This window comes from Streptomyces sp. Ru72, assembly GCF_002920635.1.
GTDB lineage: Bacteria > Actinomycetota > Actinomycetes > Streptomycetales > Streptomycetaceae > Streptomyces.
The window spans coordinates 31,894-50,839 of record NZ_PQSR01000039.1 but is presented as its reverse complement, the minus strand read 5'-3'; the positions used below and the strand labels follow the sequence as shown (position 1 = coordinate 50,839).

Genomic DNA, 18,946 nt, shown 5'->3' with positions numbered 1-18,946 from the left:
CCGCCCGGTTGTCCACAGGGAGTTCTCCACAGGGGTGGCAGGCCGCTGCGGGCGTTGGCACAGTGGTCGCCATGCGGGGGTGGTGGCAGGACCTCACAGACCTGGTACTGCCAGCCGAGTGCGGAGGCTGTGGCAGGCCGCGCACGGTGCTCTGCCCGGAGTGCCGTGCGGCCCTCCACGGCAGCGCGCCACGCCGGGTGCGGCCGGTGCCGGAGCCTGCGGGGCTGCCCCCGGTGCACGCGGCGGCGCCGTACGAGGGCGCGGTGCGCGCCACGCTCCTGTCCCACAAGGAACGGGGCGCGCTCACCCTCGCTGGACCGCTGGGGACGGCTCTGGCGGGGGCGGTGCGGGCCTGCTACGGCTCGGTGGCCTCCCACGCCGGTGGCGGTCCGGCACCCGTGCTGCTCGTGCCCGTTCCGTCCGCGCGGCGGGCCGTGCGGGCGCGAGGGCATGATCCGACGCGGCGGATCGCGCTCGCGGCGGCGGGACAGCTGCGCCGGGCCGGGACGGCGGCCAGGGTGGCGGCCGTGCTGCGGCAGCGGCAGGCCGTGGCCGACCAGGCGGGACTCGGCTCCCGGCAGCGGCTGACCAATCTCGCGGGCGCCCTCGAGGTGGCCGCGGGCAGCGCCGGGCTGCTGGCCGGCGGGCGGATCGTCCTCGTCGACGACCTGATGACGACGGGCGCTTCGCTGGCGGAGGCGGCACGCGCGGTACGGGCGGCGCTCGCGGACGCCGACGGCGCTGACATGGAGGTGTATGCGCGCGTGCCAGGGGAAGCAACGGGGGAACGGACAGCGAGGGAGGCGACGGCACCGGCGCACCGGCCCCGGGGGCCGTGGGGAACGGCCGCTGGGAGCGGCCTCCAGGACGGGATCCGCGCGGCCGTGGTCGCCGCTTCGCCGGAGTCTTTCGAAACAAACCGGAACTGACCGAGAACTTGCTTCGTTGCAGGTAATGAGCAGGTCAATTCACCTGAACGGAGGTACGCCGCAGTAGAGGGTGACGACATCCGTCCGGGCGAGATATGTTCGGTTGAGAGGGAAAGGCGCAGGCCGTCCCTCCCTTGTCCGAATGCCGTGCTGCGGGTTTTCTGTATTCACCCGTAGCGGTGGGGTGGAGACCTCGCCCCCGGGGGAGGAGGAGGTGGACGTCACCGAGTCCGAGGTTCCGGCGCTCGCCGGGGCCTGGTGCACAAGGGAGATGCTCCGCCACGAATGCGGAGCGATCCGGGAACGGAGTTCTGCGTGGACATCGTCGTCAAGGGCCGCAAGACCGAGGTGCCCGAGCGGTTCCGGAAGCACGTGGCCGAGAAGCTGAAGCTGGACAAGATCCAGAAGCTGGATGCCAAGGTGATCAGCCTCGATGTCGAGGTGTCCAAGGAGCCCAACCCGCGGCAGGCCGACCGCTGTGAGCGAGTGGAGATCACCCTGCGCTCTCGTGGACCGGTGATCCGGGCGGAGGCAGCGGCAAGCGATCCGTACGCGGCACTCGACCTGGCGGCGGAGAAACTGGAGGCCCGGCTGCGCAAGCAGCACGACAAGCGGCACACCCGCCGAGGGGTCCGCAGGCTCACGGCAGCCGAGGTGCCCGACCACGTCCCGGGAGCCGCGACGCTCAACGGCAACGGCGGCCTCGTACCGGAAGAGGAATCGGACGCCGTACCGACCAAGAAGATCGGATCCCTCGAGGTGAAGGGCGAAGGCCCCCTCGTCGTCCGCGAGAAGACCCACGTCGCGTCTCCGATGTCACTCGACCAGGCACTCTACGAAATGGAGTTGGTCGGGCACGACTTCTATCTGTTCGTCGACTCCGAGACCAAGCAACCCAGCGTCGTCTACCGGCGGCACGCCTACGACTACGGCGTCATCCACCTCAGCACCGACCAGATGGTGGCCGAGGCACAGGCGGCCGACGCGGGCGGAACGCTCCGCGGCTGAGCCCGCGGGGTCCTGGCTGAACCCGGTGCCCCTGGTGAGCCCATGCGCCCCCAGGGGCACCGGTGTGCCACCACTTCGCGCCGCGCTCTGTCACCTGACTGTCGCCCCGGCATGGAATCATGGTCACAACGGCTCAACCGGTGGGCCGTTGCCTTGGGTTGGCGATGGCAGCAGGACCACAGGCCACAGCCTTCAGGGGGAGGAACATGGCGGACAGCTTCGGACCGACGCAGGACGAGGACGCCGGCGACGGCGTGGCCGGCACGGTCCCGGAGACGGGCCCCGCACAGAAGGAGCCGATCCGCGTTCTCGTCGTGGACGACCACGCCCTCTTCCGCCGCGGCCTGGAGATCGTGCTGGCGGCCGAGGAGGACATCCAGGTCGTCGGCGAGGCCGGGGACGGCGCGGAAGCGGTCGACAAGGCGGCCGACCTGCTGCCGGACATCGTGCTGATGGACGTGCGGATGCCCAAGCGGGGTGGCATCGAGGCATGCACCTCCATCAAGGAGGTGGCGCCCAGCGCAAAGATCATCATGCTGACGATCAGCGACGAAGAGGCCGATCTCTACGAAGCGATCAAGGCGGGCGCCACGGGTTACCTCCTCAAGGAGATCTCCACCGACGAGGTGGCCACCGCCATTCGCGCGGTCGCCGACGGTCAGTCGCAGATCAGCCCCTCCATGGCGTCGAAGCTCCTCACCGAGTTCAAGTCGATGATCCAGAAGACCGACGAACGCCGACTGGTCCCGGCGCCGAGGCTCACCGACCGGGAGCTGGAGGTCCTCAAGCTCGTCGCCACCGGAATGAACAACCGGGACATCGCCAAGGAGCTGTTCATCTCCGAGAACACCGTGAAGAACCACGTGCGCAACATCCTGGAGAAGCTGCAGCTGCACTCCAGGATGGAGGCCGTGGTCTACGCGATGCGGGAGAAGATCCTCGAGATCCGCTAGCGGGTCCGGACGAGCCAGGGATCAGCCCAGGGCACGAGCCAGCTCCCGGACGAGCGGCTCGCGCAGTTCGGGGGCGTCCAATCGCTCCACACGGACGTCGGTGCAGTCCACCCAGCTCGCCGCCTCCAGCAGCGCCTGGGCCACCGACGGGACCGCCTTCGCACCGTCCAGCGTGACCTGCCGGGCGACCAGCGTGCGGCCCTCGCGTGCGGGGTCCACCCGGCCGACCAGCCGGCCGCCGGCGAGGACCGGCATCGCGAAGTAGCCGTACACCCGCTTCTGCTTGGGGACGTACGCCTCCAGGCGGTGGGTGAAGCCGAAGATCCGCTCCGTGCGCGCCCGCTCCCAGATCAGCGAGTCGAACGGCGACAGCAGTGTCGTCCGGTGGCGGCCGCGCGGCGGGGTCCGCAGCGCCTCCGGATCCGCCCAGGCGGGATTGCCCCAGCCCTCGACCGTCACCGGGACCAGGCCCGAGTCCGCGATCACGGCATCGACCTGCTCGCCCTTGAGACGGTGGTAGTCCGCGATGTCCGCGCGCGTGCCCACGCCCAGGGAGCGGCCGGCCAGGGAGACGAGGCGGCGCAGGCACTCGGCGTCGTCCAGCTCGTCGTGCAGCAGCGCCTCGGGCACGGCGCGCTCGGCCAGGTCGTACACCCGCTTCCAGCCGCGGCGCTCGACGCACACCACCTCCCCGTACATCAGCGCGCGCTCCACCGCGACCTTCGTGCCGGACCAGTCCCACCACTCGCTGGTCTTCTTCGCACCGCCCAGATCCGTGGCCGTCAGGGGGCCTTCGGTGCGCAGTTGCTTGATGACCTGGTCGTAGGCACCGTCGGGCAGGGTGTGGCTCCAGTGCGGGCGGGAGCGGTAGGCGCGGCGGCGGAAGGCGAAGTGGGGCCACTCCTCGATGGGCAGGACACAGGCGGCGTGCGACCAGTACTCGAACGCGTGCGGGCCGGCCGTGGACCGGCCGTCGGACGAACGTGTCCAGTACGCCGAGTCGACCGCCTTGCGGCCTATGGCTCCGAGGCGGGCGTACGGAATGAGTTCGTGTGAGCGGGCCAGGACCGAAATGGTGTCGAGCTGGACGGCGCCGAGCCGGCGCAGCAGGCCACGCACACCGGCCCTGCGGTCGGGAGCACCGAGGAAGCCCTGTGCCCGCAGGGCGATACGGCGGGCTTCGTCGGCGGTCAGTTCCATGGTGGGGCGGGGGAGACTCGGCATGGTCACACCGTAGGGGGCGGCACTGACAACGCGGGACGAGCTGTGAGAGCCCGCGCCTACGGCGCCGGTGTCCGCGCCGGCAGGTACGCCGCCGACGACGGCAGGTCCAGGTCCGAGGGCAGCAGGGAGCCGACCCAGCAGTCCCGGCGCACCCCCTTGTTGTTGATCGCGGACCGCAGCACCCCTTCGATGGTGAAGCCCGCGCGCTCCGCGACCGCCCGCGAGCCCGCGTTGCCGACCTCGGCGCGCCACTCCACGCGGTCGACCGACAGGTGGGTGAAAGCCCAGTGCGCAGCGCGGAGCGTGGCTTCGGTGATGTAGCCGTTGCCCCGGTGCTCCTTCGTCGCCCAGAAGCCGACCTCGGCGACGCCCAGCGAGCGCATCGTCAGACCGAGCATGCCCACCAGTTCCCCGGACGGAAGGAAGACGCCGAACGTGAACATGGAGGCGTCCCTCCAGCCGTCCGGTGCGATCTGCTCGACGAACAGCTCCGCGTGTTCACGCAGATACGGAGACGGGATCGTGGTCCAGCGCTGGATGTCGGGGTCCTGGGCTGCCGCGTACACCGCGTCGGTGTCCTGGGTGCCCACGGTGCGCAGCAGGAGGCGTTCGGTGGTCAGGGTGACGGGGTCCATCGCTTGATTCTGCTAGGGCCCCCGCCCGGTCGCCATGATTTTTCCGTGTCAGGCCTGGCCGCGGTCGCCGCTGCTGCCGGTCCGCCGCGCGCCCCGTGGCACCCGCCACGCCGTCGTCCGCGCCTGCCTCGTCACCTCGTGACTGCGCGGTTACTTTTCGTGGCACGGACGCGGCACCTTCCGCCACGCCCGTCCGTTGTCCTAGTGGCTGTCGGTGGCAGACCTCCCGGCGCGGCGGGGTCCTCGCTTACGATGGCCGTTGCTCAAGCTGTCATTTAACCGACCGTCCCAGGCCCGACCGGCAAGGAGACAAACCCCCGTGTCCGTCCTCTCGAAGATCATGCGTGCAGGCGAAGGCAAGATCCTGCGCAAGCTGCACCGCATCGCGGACCAGGTCAACTCCATCGAAGAGGACTTCGTCGACCTCTCCGACGCCGAGCTGCGGGCCCTCACCGATGAGTACAAGCAGCGGTACGCCGACGGCGAGAGCCTCGACGACCTGCTTCCCGAGGCCTTCGCCACCGTGCGTGAAGCCGCCAAGCGCGTCCTCGGCCAGCGGCACTACGACGTGCAGATGATGGGCGGCGCCGCCCTGCACATGGGCTATGTGGCCGAGATGAAGACCGGTGAGGGCAAGACCCTGGTCGGCACGCTCCCCGCGTATCTCAACGCCATCTCCGGAGACGGCGTCCACATCGTCACGGTCAACGACTACCTGGCCGAGCGCGACTCCGAGATGATGGGCCGCGTCCACAAGTTCCTGGGTCTGTCCGTGGGCTGCATCCTCGCCAACATGACCCCGGCCGAGCGCCGCGAGCAGTACGCGTGCGACATCACCTACGGCACGAACAACGAGTTCGGCTTCGACTACCTCCGCGACAACATGGCGTGGTCGAAGGACGAGCTCGTCCAGCGCGGGCACAACTTCGCGATCGTCGACGAGGTGGACTCCATCCTGGTCGACGAGGCCCGTACACCGCTGATCATCTCCGGCCCGGCCGACCAGGCCACCAAGTGGTACGGCGACTTCGCCAAGCTGGTCACGCGCCTGAAGAAGGGCGAGGCGGGCAACCCGCTCAAGGGCATCGAGGAGACCGGCGACTACGACGTCGACGAGAAGAAGCGCACGGTCGCCATCCACGAGTCCGGCGTCAGCAAGGTCGAGGACTGGCTGGGCATCGACAACCTCTACGAGTCGGTGAACACCCCGCTGGTGGGCTACCTGAACAACGCGATCAAGGCCAAGGAGCTCTTCAAGCGCGACAAGGACTACGTCGTCATCGACGGCGAGGTCATGATCGTCGACGAGCACACGGGCCGCATCCTCGCCGGCCGCCGTTACAACGAGGGCATGCACCAGGCGATCGAGGCCAAGGAAGGGGTGGACATCAAGGACGAGAACCAGACGCTCGCCACGATCACCCTGCAGAACTTCTTCCGCCTCTACAAGAAGCTCTCCGGCATGACCGGTACGGCGATGACCGAGGCCGCCGAGTTCCACCAGATCTACAAGCTCGGCGTCGTCCCGATCCCGACCAACAAGCCGATGATCCGCAAGGACCAGTCGGACCTGATCTACCGCACCGAGGTCGCCAAGTTCGAGGCGGTCGTCGACGACATCGCCGAGAAGCACGAGAAGGGCCAGCCCATCCTGGTGGGCACCACCTCGGTCGAGAAGTCCGAGTACCTGTCGCAGCAGCTCAGCAAGCGCGGCATCCAGCACGAGGTGCTGAACGCCAAGCACCACGAGCGCGAGGCGGCGATCGTCGCCCAGGCCGGCCGCAAGGGCGCCGTGACGGTCGCGACGAACATGGCCGGCCGTGGTACCGACATCAAGCTCGGCGGCAACCCCGAGGACCTCGCCGAGGCCGAGCTGCGCCAGCGCGGGCTCGACCCCGAGGAGCACATCGAGGAGTGGGCCGCGGCCCTGCCCGCCGCCCTGGAGAAGGCCGAGCAGGCGGTCAAGGCCGAGAAGGAGGAGGTCGAGGCCCTCGGCGGCCTCTACGTCCTCGGCACGGAGCGCCACGAGTCCCGCCGCATCGACAACCAGCTGCGCGGTCGCTCCGGCCGTCAGGGTGACCCCGGCGAGTCCCGGTTCTACCTCTCGCTGGGCGACGACCTGATGCGCCTGTTCAAGGCCCAGATGGTCGAGCGCGTGATGTCGATGGCGAACGTCCCGGACGACGTGCCGATCGAGAACAAGATGGTCACGCGCGCGATCGCCTCCGCCCAGTCCCAGGTCGAGCAGCAGAACTTCGAGACCCGGAAGAACGTCCTCAAGTACGACGAGGTCCTCAACCGGCAGCGCGAGGTCATCTACGGCGAGCGGCGCCGCGTCCTGGAGGGCGAGGACCTGCACGAGCAGATCCAGCACTTCATGGACGACACGATCGACGCGTACGTCGCCGCGGAGACCGAGGAGGGCTTCCCGGAGGACTGGGACCTGGACCGGCTGTGGGGCGCCTTCAAGCAGCTCTACCCGGTGAAGGTCACCATCGAGGAACTGGAGGAGGCGGCCGGCGACCGTGCCGGTCTCACCGCCGAGTTCATCGCCGAGTCCATCAAGGACGACATCCACGAGCAGTACGAGCAGCGCGAGGCCCAGCTCGGCTCCGAGATCATGCGTGAGCTGGAGCGCCGGGTCGTGCTGTCGGTGCTGGACCGCAAGTGGCGCGAGCACCTCTACGAGATGGACTATCTCCAGGAGGGCATCGGCCTGCGCGCCATGGCGCAGAAGGACCCGCTGGTCGAGTACCAGCGTGAGGGCTTCGACATGTTCCAGGCCATGATGGAGGGCATCAAGGAGGAGTCCGTCGGCTACCTGTTCAACCTGGAGGTGCAGGTCGAGCAGCAGGTCGAGGAGGTTCCCGTCGAGGACGCCCAGCCTTCCCTGGAGAAGGAGGAGGCCGTGGCGGCCCAGGCGGCCCGCCCGGAGATCCGCGCCAAGGGCCTGGAGGCCCCGCAGCGCCACGAGCGGCTGCACTTCTCCGCGCCGACCGTGGACGGTGAGGGCGGGATCGTCGAGGGTGACTTCTCCAGTGACGGCGAGCCGATCCGCTCGGAGGCGGACGGCCTGACCCGTGCCGAGCGCCGCAAGCAGGCCAAGGGCGGGCGGCGCCGCAAGAAGTAACAGCGTCGCGTGGTGAGGGGCCGGGCACCCGAGGGTGCGCGGCCCCTCACTGTTCCTACGGCACGGTTGTTCCCGCCTCACACGTCGTCCCCGTGCGGTGCACGCGGTCCGCCCAGTTCCACCGCCGTACAGCGCCAGCGGTGGTCCCGGCCGCATTCCAGGCGGAACGCCATCGCGCGGAGCTGGTCGCCCGCGCCGATACGGGCGAATGCCTCGATGGCCCCGGGGCGCGGGACGTAGTAGCCGATGTCGCGGACGACCGGGCGGGTGCCGCGGGTGCGGAGGGGGCCGCGTTCGGCGAGCCGGGCCAGGTCGTCGTAGGCCCGGCCGACGGTGTGCCGGAGCATGCTGTGCACGGGCCGCTGACCGCTCAGCACGGACAGCAGGCGGTCGGCGAAGACGTCGGTGGGGCGGACGTGCGGCGCGGGCCTGAGCGGCCCCTGGGCGGCCTGCTCGGGCGGCGACACGGCAATAGCCGAGCCACTGCCCGACGTGGCACTCGCCAACGTGGCACTCGCCGGCGTGGCACCCGTCGGCAGGGCGCCTGCCGGCGTGCCATGCCTCGGCACGGCACCCGCCGCCGTGGCGGACGGCCGCTGGAGCGTCCTCGTCCGCGACGGGCCCTGGCCCGGTTCCGCGCGACGCGGCGTGCTGCCCGGGCGGCGCGTGTCGTGGCGGACCGGCGGGCGGGCGCCCGGGGCGGGCTTCGTCCTGGTCATCGCCTGGTTCCTGGTCATCACCTTGTGCATGGCGGATCCCCGTTTCGCGAGGCCGGTGAGTACCGGTCGGTAACCTCTTGGGGATCTTGTACGGGTCGGGCGACCGCCCCGCAACGAAGCCGGGAGCCTGCGGGGCGGACCGGAGAGTTCACCTATCAGGGTGAGACGCGGGCCCAATTACCGGCGACGGCCCGGTTCACAGGGTGATCCGTGCCCGCCCCGGTTGACGCCGCCCAGGGGTGCGGGCGGGACCCGAAGGGGGACGCCCGCACGTATCCTGAGGTGACCCCTGACCGACTACGAAAGCGGCTCGCCATGCGCGTCTACGTCCCCCTGACCCTCTCCGGTCTCGCCGAGGCGTACAAGACGGGCGAGCTGGGCGCCGGTCAGGTCGTCGCGTACGCAGTCACACCCGCGTTGCGCGAGTGGTACCTCTCCGACGACATCGAGGAACTGGAGTACGCGGCGCTGAGCCGGGCCGCGCTCGCCTCGCTGCGCCTGCTGGCGGCCGACGCGGAGACGCCGCGGCGACGGGTCGTGGTCGCTGTCGACGTCCCCGACGGCGCGGCGACCACCGATCCCGACCGCGGACTCGACCCGTCGGCTCTGGGCGAGGTGCGTGTCACCGGCCCCGTGGCGCTGGCCAAGGCGGCCGCGGTGCACGTCGACGCGTCCGACGCGGAGGAGGACGTGACCGCGGCGGCCCAGGCGCTCGCGGCTGCCGACCGCGGGGACGACGACGCGCAGTTCGTCGTGGACGGCGCCGAGGACCACGAACTGCTCTGGTACGCCACGCAGGAGATCCCGAACCTGCTCGGCTCCACGCACTGACCGGCGTTCTCCCGGCCGCCGGGGCGCGCACCGGTGATTGTCGGTGCCGCCGGGTACGTTTCATGGCATGGGGACGTACGGAAGCGCGCACATTGTGTGGGACTGGAACGGGACGCTGTTCCACGACAATGACGCGATCATCGGGGCGACGAACGCGGCGTTCGCCGAGCTGGGGCTGGAACCGATCACGCTGGAGCAGTACCGGGCGCTGTACTGCGTGCCGGTCCCGAGGTTCTACGAGCGGCTGATGGGGCGGCTGCCGACGGACACCGAGTGGCAGCTGATGGACGAGGTCTTCCACCGGTACTACGCGGAGCACCGCGTCCGCTGCGGGCTCACCGAGGGCGCGGTGGAGCTGCTGACGGGATGGCGGTCGGCGGGCCGCAGCCAGTCGCTGCTGAGCATGTACGGGCACGAGGAACTGGTCCCGATGGTGCGGGCGCTCGGGATCGAGGCGCACTTCGTGCGGGTGCAGGGACGCACCGGGCCGTCCGGCGGCAGCAAGGCGGAGCACATGGTCCGCCACATACGGATGCTCCACGGCGTGGACCCGGCGCGCACGGTGGTGATCGGGGACGCCGCGGACGACGCGGTCGCCGCCCGCCACGTCGGGGCACGGGCCGTGCTGTACACCGGGGGCTCCCACAGCCGCGCCAGCCTCGAGGAGGTCGGCGTGCCGGTGGTGGACACGCTTCAGGAGGCGGTCGCGGAGGCGGAGCGCCTGGCGGCCTGAGGCGTGTCCGAGCGCTTCGCCGTCAGTGCCGCGGGCGGCCCATCGGCGGAAGGGTGCGGCGCCCGGCGGGCGCCGCACCCGGGTGGCGGGCTCAGGTCACCGGCGCCTTGGCGCGCAGGACGGTCAGGAACTCCCGCATCCAGGCGGAGTGGTCGGGCCAGGCCCGGGACGAGACGAGCGTGCCGTCGACGACCGCCTCGGTGTCCTGGAAGTCGGCCCCGGCCGCCTGCATGTCCAGTTCCAGGGCCGGATAGGCGGTGACGCGCCGTCCGCGCAGGGCGTCCACCGCCGCGGTGAGCAGGGGACCGTGGCAGATCTGGGCGACGGGCTTGTCCGTGTCGAAGAACGACTTGAGGATCTTGCGGAGTTCGGGGTCGTTGCGCAGGTATTCCGGGGCGCGCCCGCCGGGGATCACGACGGCGACGTAGTCCCCGGGGTCGACCTCGGAGAAGGCGAGGTCGGCGGGCCAGCTGTAGCCGGGTTTCTCGGTGTAGGTGTCGAAGCCGGGTTCGAAGTCATGGACGACGAAGCGGAGCTGCTTGCGGGTCGGGGCCGCGATGTGGACCTCGTAGCCCTCCTCCCGCAGGCGCTGGTACGGGTAGAGGACCTCCAGTGATTCCGCCGCGTCGCCGGTGACGATCAGGACCTTCTGCGTCATGGTGGCCGCGCTCCCCTCGTTGGTGCGGACGGCTGCGTCGGGTTGCTTCTGGCAACGTGCCTCGGCCGCAGGCGCTTGCCAAGGGGCCGCGCACTGCCCGGCACCGCCTCCTGGCGGCTCACACAGCCCGTACAGCCATGCTCGCACCGTGCGCCCTGCACGGCATCGCCCTCGATGCCCCTGTGCAGAACGTCAAAGTTGCACCCCCTGTTTTGTACACATACGGCTCATGACGTGCCCCCCACGGGGAGCGATAGCCTTGTGGCGTGATCAGCGCGATAGCTCGCGGGGACGTCGCCGTCCCTGCCCTGCGCCCGGTGAGCACGGACCACCTCCGTGACCGGGCGGCGGTCGCTGGTCTTCACAGGCGGGGCCGGTCGGACAGGGCGCCGCAGGCGCCTGCCGGGGCAACCGGGGCGCCGGGGACGCGGAAGGCGCCGAGCGCGCCGAGAACAGCGTCACAGTCGCTGCGGGCGCCGGATATGGCCGATAACACCCCGCACTTCTCTCCATGCGGCATAGCGTCGAAGCAGACCGGACACCCCGCGTCGCGGCGTTACGTCGGAGAAGAGACCGTACTTCCTTCTACGTCACGCAACGGCGCGCGACAGGAGCCAGAGGACAATGCAGACCAAGCTGGACGAAGCCAAGGCCGAGCTGCTCGAGAGGGCCGCCCGGGTAGCTGAGAACAGCCCGGTCGGGGGGCGCCTACCGACCGGGACGACGGACGAGGGCACCCCGGACCGGGAGACCGTGCTCGCGTTCCTCCAGCGCTACTACCTGCACACCGCCCCCGAAGACCTGACCGACCGCGACCCGGTGGACGTCTTCGGCGCCGCCTTCTCGCACTACCGGCTGGCCGAGACGCGTCCGCAGGGCACGGCGAACGTGCGCGTGCACACCCCGACCGTCGAGGAGAACGGCTGGACCTGCAGCCACTCCGTCGTCGAGGTCGTCACCGACGACATGCCGTTCCTCGTCGACTCCGTGACGAACGAGCTGTCCCGCCAGGGCCGCGGCATCCACGTCGTGATCCACCCGCAGTTCGTCGTCCGCCGCGACCTGACGGGCAAGCTCATCGAGGTGCTGCCCGACGCCCCCGGGACAGAGCTGCCGCACGACGCGCACGTCGAGTCCTGGATCCACGTCGAGATCGACCGCGAGACCGACCGCTCCGACCTCAAGCAGATCACCTCCGACCTGCTGCGCGTCCTGTCCGACGTCCGCGAGGCGGTCGAGGACTGGGAGAAGATGCGCGACTGCGCGCTGCGCATCGCCGAGAGCCTCCAGAAGGAGCCCGTCCCCGACGACCTTCCGCAGGCGCAGATCGAGGAGGCCGGCGAGCTGCTGCGGTGGCTGTCCGCCGACCACTTCACCTTCCTCGGCTACCGCGAGTACCAGCTGCGCGACGACGACACGCTGGCCGCCGTCCCCGGCACCGGGCTCGGCATACTGCGATCGGACCCCCACCACGCGGGCGAGGACCAGCACCCGGTCAGCCCGTCCTTCGAGCGCCTGCCCGCCGACGCCCGCGCCAAGGCGCGCGAGCACAAGCTGCTGGTCCTCACCAAGGCCAACAGCCGCGCCACCGTGCACCGGCCTTCGTACCTCGACTACGTCGGCGTGAAGAAGTTCGACGAGAACGGCAACGTCGTCGGCGAGCGCCGCTTCCTCGGCCTGTTCTCCTCCGCCGCCTACACCGAGTCCGTGCTGCGCGTGCCGGTCATCCGGCGCAAGGTCGACGAGGTGCTCAAGGGCGCCGGGTTCTCGCCCAACAGCCACGACGGCCGGGACCTGCTCCAGATCATGGAGACCTACCCGCGCGACGAGCTGTTCCAGACCCCGGCCGACGAGCTGCGCTCCATCGTCACCTCCGTCCTCTACCTCCAGGAGCGCCGCCGCCTCAGGCTCTACCTGCGCCAGGACGAGTACGGGCGCTACTACTCGGCCCTCGTCTACCTGCCGCGGGACCGCTACACCACGGGCGTCCGGCTGCGCATCATCGACATCCTGAAGGAGGAGCTGGGCGGCACCAGCGTCGACTTCACCGCCTGGAACACCGAGTCGATCCTGTCGAGGTTGCACTTCGTGGTCCGGGTCCCGCAGGGCACCGAGCTGCCGGAGCTGTCCGACGCCGACAAGGAGCGCATCGAGGCCCGCCTGGTGGAGGCCGCCCGCTCCTGGACCGACGCCTTCAGCGAGGCGCTGACCGCCGAGCTCGGCGAGGAGCGCGCCGCGGAGCTCCAGCGCCGCTACACGAACGCCTTTCCCGAGGGCTACAAGGCCGACCACACCCCGCGCGCCGCGGTCGCCGACCTCGTCCACCTCGAACAGCTCACCGACGAGGAGGGCGGCAAGGACTTCGCCCTCAGCCTGTACGAGCCCGTGGGCACCGGCCCCGGCGAGCGCCGCTTCAAGATCTACCGCAAGGGCGGGTCCGTCTCCCTGTCCGCCGTGCTGCCGGTGCTCCAGCGGATCGGCGTCGAGGTCATCGACGAGCGGCCGTACGAGCTGCGCTGCCAGGACCGTACGACCGCGTGGATCTACGACTTCGGTCTCCGGCTGCCCAAGGAGGTGGCCGGCAACGGCGACTACCTCGGGGACGACGGCCGCGAGCGGTTCCAGGACGCGTTCGCCGCGGTGTGGACCGGGCAGGCGGAGAACGACGGGTTCAACGCGCTCGTCCTGAGCGCCGGCCTCACCTGGCGGCAGGCCATGGTGCTGCGCGCCTACGCCAAGTACCTGCGCCAGGCCGGTTCGACCTTCAGCCAGGACTACATGGAGGACACCCTCCGCAACAACGTCCACACCACCCGGCTGCTGGTCTCCCTCTTCGAGGCGCGGATGTCTCCGGGGCGGCAGCGGGCCGGCCTGGAGCTCACGGACGCCCTGCTGGAGGAGCTGGACGCCGCCCTCGACCAGGTCGCCTCGCTGGACGAGGACCGGATCCTGCGCTCCTTCCTCACCGTCATCAAGGCGACGCTGCGCACCAACTTCTTCCAGGAGGCGCACGGCGGCAAGCCGCACGACTACGTCTCCATGAAGTTCGACCCGCAGGCCATCCCGGACCTGCCGGCGCCGCGCCCGGCCTACGAGATCTGGGTGTACTCGCCGCGCGTCGAGGGCGTGCACCTGCGCTTCGGCAAGGTCGCGCGTGGTGGCCTGCGCTGGTCCGACCGGCGCGAGGACTTCCGCACCGAGATCCTCGGCCTGGTCAAGGCGCAGATGGTGAAGAACACCGTCATCGTGCCGGTCGGCGCCAAGGGCGGGTTCGTCGCCAAGCAGCTGCCGGACCCGGCCAAGGACCGTGACGCCTGGCTCGCGGAGGGCATCCGCAGCTACCGCACGTTCATCTCCGCGCTGCTCGACATCACCGACAACATGGTGGCCGGCGAGGTCGTGCCGCCGGTGGACGTGGTGCGGCACGACGGCGACGACACCTACCTGGTGGTCGCGGCCGACAAGGGCACCGCGACGTTCTCGGACATCGCCAACGAGGTCGCCGAGAAGTACAACTTCTGGCTCGGTGACGCCTTCGCCTCCGGCGGCTCGGCGGGCTACGACCACAAGAAGATGGGCATCACCGCCCGCGGCGCCTGGGAGTCCGTGAAGCGGCACTTCCGGGAGCTGGACCTGGACACCCAGTCCGAGGACTTCACGGTCGTCGGCATCGGTGACATGTCCGGAGACGTCTTCGGCAACGGCATGCTGCTGAGCGAGCACATCCGCCTGGTCGCGGCCTTCGACCACCGGCACATCTTCATCGACCCGAACCCGGACGCGGCGACCTCCTACGCCGAGCGCCGCCGCCTGTTCGAGCTGCCGCGCTCGTCCTGGGCGGACTACGACACCGAGCTGCTGTCGGCAGGCGGCGGTGTGTTCCCGCGCACGGCCAAGGCGATCCAGATCAACGCGCACATCCGTGAGGCGCTGGGCATCGAGGGCAAGGTCACCAAGATGACCCCGGCCGACCTGATGCGGGCGATCCTCAAGGCACCGGTCGACCTGCTGTGGAACGGCGGCATCGGCACCTACGTCAAGGCCTCCACGGAGTCGAACGCGGACGTCGGCGACAAGGCCAACGACGCGATCCGCGTGGACGGCAATGACCTGCGCGTCAAGGTCGTCGGCGAGGGCGGCAACCTGGGCCTGACCCAGCTCGGCCGGATCGAGTTCGCCCAGCACGGCGGCAGGATCAACACCGACGCGATCGACAACAGCGCGGGCGTGGACACCTCCGACCACGAGGTGAACATCAAGATCCTGCTCAACTCGGTCGTGGCCAACGGCGACCTGACCGTCAAGCAGCGCAACCAGCTGCTCGCCGAGATGACCGACGAGGTCGGCGCCCTGGTGCTGCGCAACAACTACGCGCAGAACGTGGCGATCGCCAACGCCCTGTTCCAGTCGAAGGACATGCTGCACGCCCAGCAGCGGTTCATCCGCTACCTGGTGCGCGAGGGCCACCTCGACCGGGCGCTGGAGTTCCTGCCCACCGACCGGCAGATCCGCGAGCGGCTCACCGCCGGAGCGGGCCTGACGGGCCCGGAGACGGCCGTCCTGCTGGCGTACACGAAGATCACCGTTGCCCGGGAGCTGCTGGACACGCAGCTGCCCGACGACCCGTACCTGCGCAGCCTGCTGCACGCGTACTTCCCGACCGCGCTGCGCGAGAAGTTCCCCGAACAGATCGACGGCCACGCACTGCGCCGCGAGATCGTGACGACCGTCCTGGTCAACGACACGGTCAACACGGGCGGTACGACCTACCTGCACCGCCTGCGCGAGGAGACCGGCGCCTCGCTGGAGGAGATCGTCCGGGCGCAGACCGCGGCCCGCGCGATCTTCCGCTCCGCCCCCGTGTGGGACGCGGTGGAGGCCCTGGACAACAAGGTCGACGCCGCCGTGCAGACCCGCATCCGGCTGCACTCCCGCCGGCTGGTCGAGCGCGGCACGCGCTGGCTGCTCAACAACCGGCCGCAGCCGCTGCAGCTCGGCGAGACCGTCGCGTTCTTCGCCGAGCGCGTCGAGCAGGTCTGGAGCGAGCTGCCGAAGCTGGTGCGCGGCGCGGACCTGGAGTGGTGGCAGAAGATCTACGACGAGCTGACGGGCGCCGGCGTGCCGGACGAGCTCGCCACGCGCGTGGCCGGGTTCTCCTCCGCCTTCCCGGCGCTCGACATCGTCTCGGTGGCCGACCGCATGGGCAAGGATCCGATGGACGTCGCCGAGGTCTACTACGACCTCGCCGACCGGCTCAGGATCACCCAGCTCATGGACCGCATCATCGAACTGCCGCGCGCCGACCGGTGGCAGTCGATGGCCCGCGCCGCGATCCGCGAGGACCTGTACGCGGCCCACGCCGCCCTGACGGCCGAGGTCCTGGCGGCAGGCAACGGCACGTCGACGCCGGAGCAGCGCTTCAAGGCGTGGGAGGAGAAGAACGCGGCGATCCTGTCGCGGGCGCGTACGACGCTCGACGAGATCTCGAACTCGGACTCGTTCGACCTCGCGAACCTCTCGGTGGCGATGCGCACGATGCGGACCCTGCTGAGGACGCACAGCTAGGACCGGTACGACGACGGGGGCGCCCCTCGGTGAGGGGGGTGCCTCCGTGTGCGTATCCCCGCATCATGCCCGCGGTCGCTCATCGGCTAACGTAGTCTGACGCTTTCTTGCCAAGACCTGGGGGAGCCCAGCCCTTCGTTCTGCTCGTCCCTGTGAGACGGGACGTGCGGAACAGGTTTGGCGTGATCGTCGGACGAGTTGGAGGACCCCCACCCGTGTCTTTGAACCTCACCGAGCAGCGGCCCCAGGTCGCTCGCCCGGTTGCCGCGAGCGTCCAACCCGCCCCCGTCCCGGTGCTTGCCCGGGTCCGGCGGCTGGCGGTCGAGGTGATCAAGTTCGGGGTCGTCGGCGGCAGCGGTGTCGCGGTCAACATCCTCGTCTTCAACGCCCTCCTGCACGGCCTGTCGTGGGCCCCGATGACGGCGACCGTGCTCGCCAGCGTCATCGCCATGGGCACCAACTACCTGGGCTTCCGCTTCTTCGCCTACCGCGACCGTGCCTCGCGCACCCGGCAGCAGATCGTGCTGTTCTTCGTCTTCAGCGGGATCGGCGTGGCGATGGAGAGCGTTCTCTTCTACATCGGCTACCACGGCCTCGGCATGGACGGGCCGATCACCTCCAACGTGGCCAAGGCGCTGTCGATCGTGCTGGCGTCGGCGTTCCGCTTCCTGGTGTACCGGACGTGGGTGTTCCAGCACGGGAAGCAGGGCACCGGAGCGCGATGAGCATCGCAGCAGAGGGGACCGGGGGGACCGACGAGGCTCGCGGCCGGTCCGGAGGGAAGCGGCTCCAGCGCCCGCTCGCGGCCGTGCGGACCCCGCACGGCGCGGTCGGCGCGGCGCTGTGGGCCGTGGTGGCACTGCTCGTGGTGCTGATGCTGCTCGTCATCGTGCGGCTGCCGTGGGTCGGCGACCTCGGCATGCACGCGGCGACCGTGGAGCGGCTGCGGCACCGGCTGCTGGACCCCGGCAACCCCCTGGTCGACGAGAACACGCCGAGCCCGTACTACTCGCCGTGGATGCTCTTCCTCGGCGTCGTGGCACGGGTGACCGGGCTGTCCGTCTGGGTGGTCCTGCGCATCGGTGCGCTGATCAGTCTGACGCTGCTGGTGACGGGTGTGTGGCGGTACGTCCGCACGCTGAGTCCGCACCGCCTCGCGCCGCCGCTCGCCCTGCTGAGCCTGGTGTTCCTGTGGGGCACCCAGGTGTTCAACTGGAGCGGCTTCATCGGGCTGAACTCGCTGGCGCTGACAGTGGCGTATCCGAGCGTGTTCGCGCTGGGGCTGACCTTCCACTTCTGGGCGCTGCTCGCGCGGACGCTGAAGAGCGAGGGCGGCTGGGTGGCGTTCCTCGGCCTCGGTGCGCTGTGGGCGGTGGTCCTGCTCAGCCACCAGTTCACCGGGGTGGTCGCGACGCTGGGCGCGCTGGCGACGGTGGTCGGGGCGCGGGCCGGACTCAGGACCTGGCTGCGCCTTGGCGCCGGGCTCGTCCTGGGGGCCGTGATCCTCGCGCTCTGGCCGTACTACGACTTCTTCGCACTGTTCGGGGTGGGCGGTCTGGAGGAGATCCACCGCCCGCTGTACGACCAGCTGTTCCCGCGGTTCTGCCTGGTGCTGCTCGGGGTGGTGGCGCTCGGGGTACGGGCGCGGCGGGATCGTCTGGACCCCCTGGTCCTGTTCTTCGCGCTGGGCGTGCTGCTGTTCGGCCTGGGCGGCCTGACGGGGCACTACTCCTGGGGACGGGCGCTGCCGGCGGTGCTGATCCCGGCGCAGCTGGCGGCGGCCGTGGAGGTGGCCGGGGCGGCGCGGGGCGCACTGCGGAACGTGGCGGCCGGGGTGCTGGCCGCGGCGCTGGCCGTGGGGGCGTGGACGCAGATCCAGACGGTCGGGTACGTGACGGGGCGGAGCGCGCTGCCCGAGGTGGTCGCGGAGAAGTACCGCGACCCGTGGGTGGGGTACCACTGGATCACGCCGTGGGTGCGGTACGGGGACGTGGTGATGGCCAAGACGAACCCCGCACGGCAGATCCCGGCGTACGGGGCGTACACGGTGGCGCCCGGCTATCCGGACTTCTTCCTGCCGGACGAGGCGCGGAGGGACGCGGCGGTACGGACGTACTTCGCTGCCGGGTCGTCGCGGGCCGAGCGGCTGGACGTGCTGCGGAAGTACGGAGTGCGGTGGGTTGTCCAGCGCCGGTCGGACGGGGGGCTGCCGGCAGGGGACGGGGCGCTGCGCAAGGTGGCCTCGGGGCCTCGGGGCCAGGTCCTGTACGAGGTGGTGGCACGCTAGGGGGTTCCCCCCGCCCCCGCCGCCCCTACCTGTCCCGCCCTCCAGGGGCTCCGCCCCTTCAGTCCTCCGGGCTCTGCTTGTGGGCTTTGGCGGGGACTAGGTCCCTTGCGCCTCTCGCGGGACCCTGCCCTTGGGCCCTCGAGGGGACTACGTCCCTGTACCCCTCGCGGGACCCTGCCCTTGGGCCCTCGAGGGGACTACGTCCCTGTACCCCTCGCGGGACCTGCCCTTGGGCTCTGGCGGGGACTACGTCCCTTGTACCCCTCGGGGGACC

At 70.4% G+C, this 18,946-nt stretch carries 13 protein-coding genes; 9 read left to right on the top strand and 4 right to left on the bottom strand.

What is annotated here, in order from left to right:
* The first annotated feature begins 71 nt into the window (after positions 1-71).
* From C3488_RS19600 to C3488_RS19585, 3 genes are all read left to right on the top strand, one after another.
* Positions 72-929: a ComF family protein gene (locus tag C3488_RS19600; RefSeq protein ID WP_103841165.1), complete on the top strand. Its 858-nt coding sequence runs from the start codon at positions 72-74 to the stop codon at positions 927-929.
* A gap of 315 nt (positions 930-1,244) precedes the next feature.
* Positions 1,245-1,937 (top strand): ribosome hibernation-promoting factor, HPF/YfiA family, encoded by a 693-nt coding sequence (hpf, locus tag C3488_RS19590; RefSeq protein ID WP_200417734.1) that lies wholly within the window; start codon positions 1,245-1,247, stop codon positions 1,935-1,937.
* Positions 1,938-2,143: 206 nt separating this feature from the next.
* Positions 2,144-2,890, top strand: a complete 747-nt coding sequence (locus C3488_RS19585; RefSeq protein ID WP_103841138.1) for a response regulator transcription factor — start codon at positions 2,144-2,146, stop codon at positions 2,888-2,890.
* A 21-nt stretch (positions 2,891-2,911) separates the two neighbouring features.
* On the opposite strand, the gene C3488_RS19580 is transcribed toward C3488_RS19585, so the two are convergent.
* Positions 2,912-4,114: a winged helix-turn-helix domain-containing protein gene (locus C3488_RS19580; protein WP_103841136.1), complete on the bottom strand. Its 1,203-nt coding sequence runs from the start codon at positions 4,112-4,114 to the stop codon at positions 2,912-2,914.
* 56 nt (positions 4,115-4,170) lie between these two features.
* Positions 4,171-4,749: a GNAT family N-acetyltransferase gene (locus C3488_RS19575; RefSeq protein WP_103841134.1), complete on the bottom strand. Its 579-nt coding sequence runs from the start codon at positions 4,747-4,749 to the stop codon at positions 4,171-4,173.
* Positions 4,750-5,068: 319 nt separating this feature from the next.
* On the opposite strand from C3488_RS19575, the gene secA reads away from it, so the two are divergent.
* A complete protein-coding gene (gene secA / locus C3488_RS19570; RefSeq protein ID WP_103841133.1) occupies positions 5,069-7,879 on the top strand; it encodes a preprotein translocase subunit SecA in 2,811 nt (936 codons plus the stop codon).
* 77 nt (positions 7,880-7,956) lie between these two features.
* On the opposite strand, the gene C3488_RS19565 is transcribed toward secA, so the two are convergent.
* A complete protein-coding gene (locus C3488_RS19565; RefSeq protein ID WP_103841131.1) occupies positions 7,957-8,628 on the bottom strand; it encodes an Rv3235 family protein in 672 nt (223 codons plus the stop codon).
* 285 nt (positions 8,629-8,913) lie between these two features.
* Between C3488_RS19565 and C3488_RS19560 the strand changes: the two genes are divergently transcribed.
* Together C3488_RS19560 and C3488_RS19555 are read left to right on the top strand one after the other, a co-directional pair.
* On the top strand, positions 8,914-9,429 hold the full coding sequence (locus tag C3488_RS19560; RefSeq protein ID WP_103841129.1) for a DUF6912 family protein: 516 nt from the start codon (positions 8,914-8,916) through the stop codon (positions 9,427-9,429).
* Between the two features lie 67 nt (positions 9,430-9,496).
* Positions 9,497-10,162, top strand: a complete 666-nt coding sequence (locus C3488_RS19555) for an HAD family hydrolase (RefSeq protein ID WP_103841127.1) — start codon at positions 9,497-9,499, stop codon at positions 10,160-10,162.
* A 91-nt stretch (positions 10,163-10,253) separates the two neighbouring features.
* On the opposite strand, the gene C3488_RS19550 is transcribed toward C3488_RS19555, so the two are convergent.
* Positions 10,254-10,820 (bottom strand): DJ-1/PfpI family protein, encoded by a 567-nt coding sequence (locus tag C3488_RS19550; RefSeq protein ID WP_103841125.1) that lies wholly within the window; start codon positions 10,818-10,820, stop codon positions 10,254-10,256.
* Between the two features lie 624 nt (positions 10,821-11,444).
* Here C3488_RS19550 and C3488_RS19545 point away from each other — a divergent pair.
* The 3 genes from C3488_RS19545 to C3488_RS19535 all read left to right on the top strand — a co-directional run bounded on the left by C3488_RS19545 (position 11,445) and on the right by C3488_RS19535 (position 18,672).
* The gene (locus C3488_RS19545) at positions 11,445-16,385 is read left to right on the top strand and encodes an NAD-glutamate dehydrogenase (protein WP_103841123.1); all 4,941 of its coding nucleotides are present in this window, start codon (positions 11,445-11,447) and stop codon (positions 16,383-16,385) included.
* Between the two features lie 215 nt (positions 16,386-16,600).
* On the top strand, positions 16,601-17,110 hold the full coding sequence (locus tag C3488_RS19540; protein WP_258053512.1) for a GtrA family protein: 510 nt from the start codon (positions 16,601-16,603) through the stop codon (positions 17,108-17,110).
* Complete coding sequence (locus C3488_RS19535) at positions 17,107-18,672, top strand: hypothetical protein (protein ID WP_374955438.1); 1,566 nt, start codon at positions 17,107-17,109, stop codon at positions 18,670-18,672. The genes C3488_RS19540 and C3488_RS19535 overlap by 4 nt, the downstream gene beginning before the upstream one ends.
* The last annotated feature ends 274 nt before the right edge of the window (positions 18,673-18,946 follow it).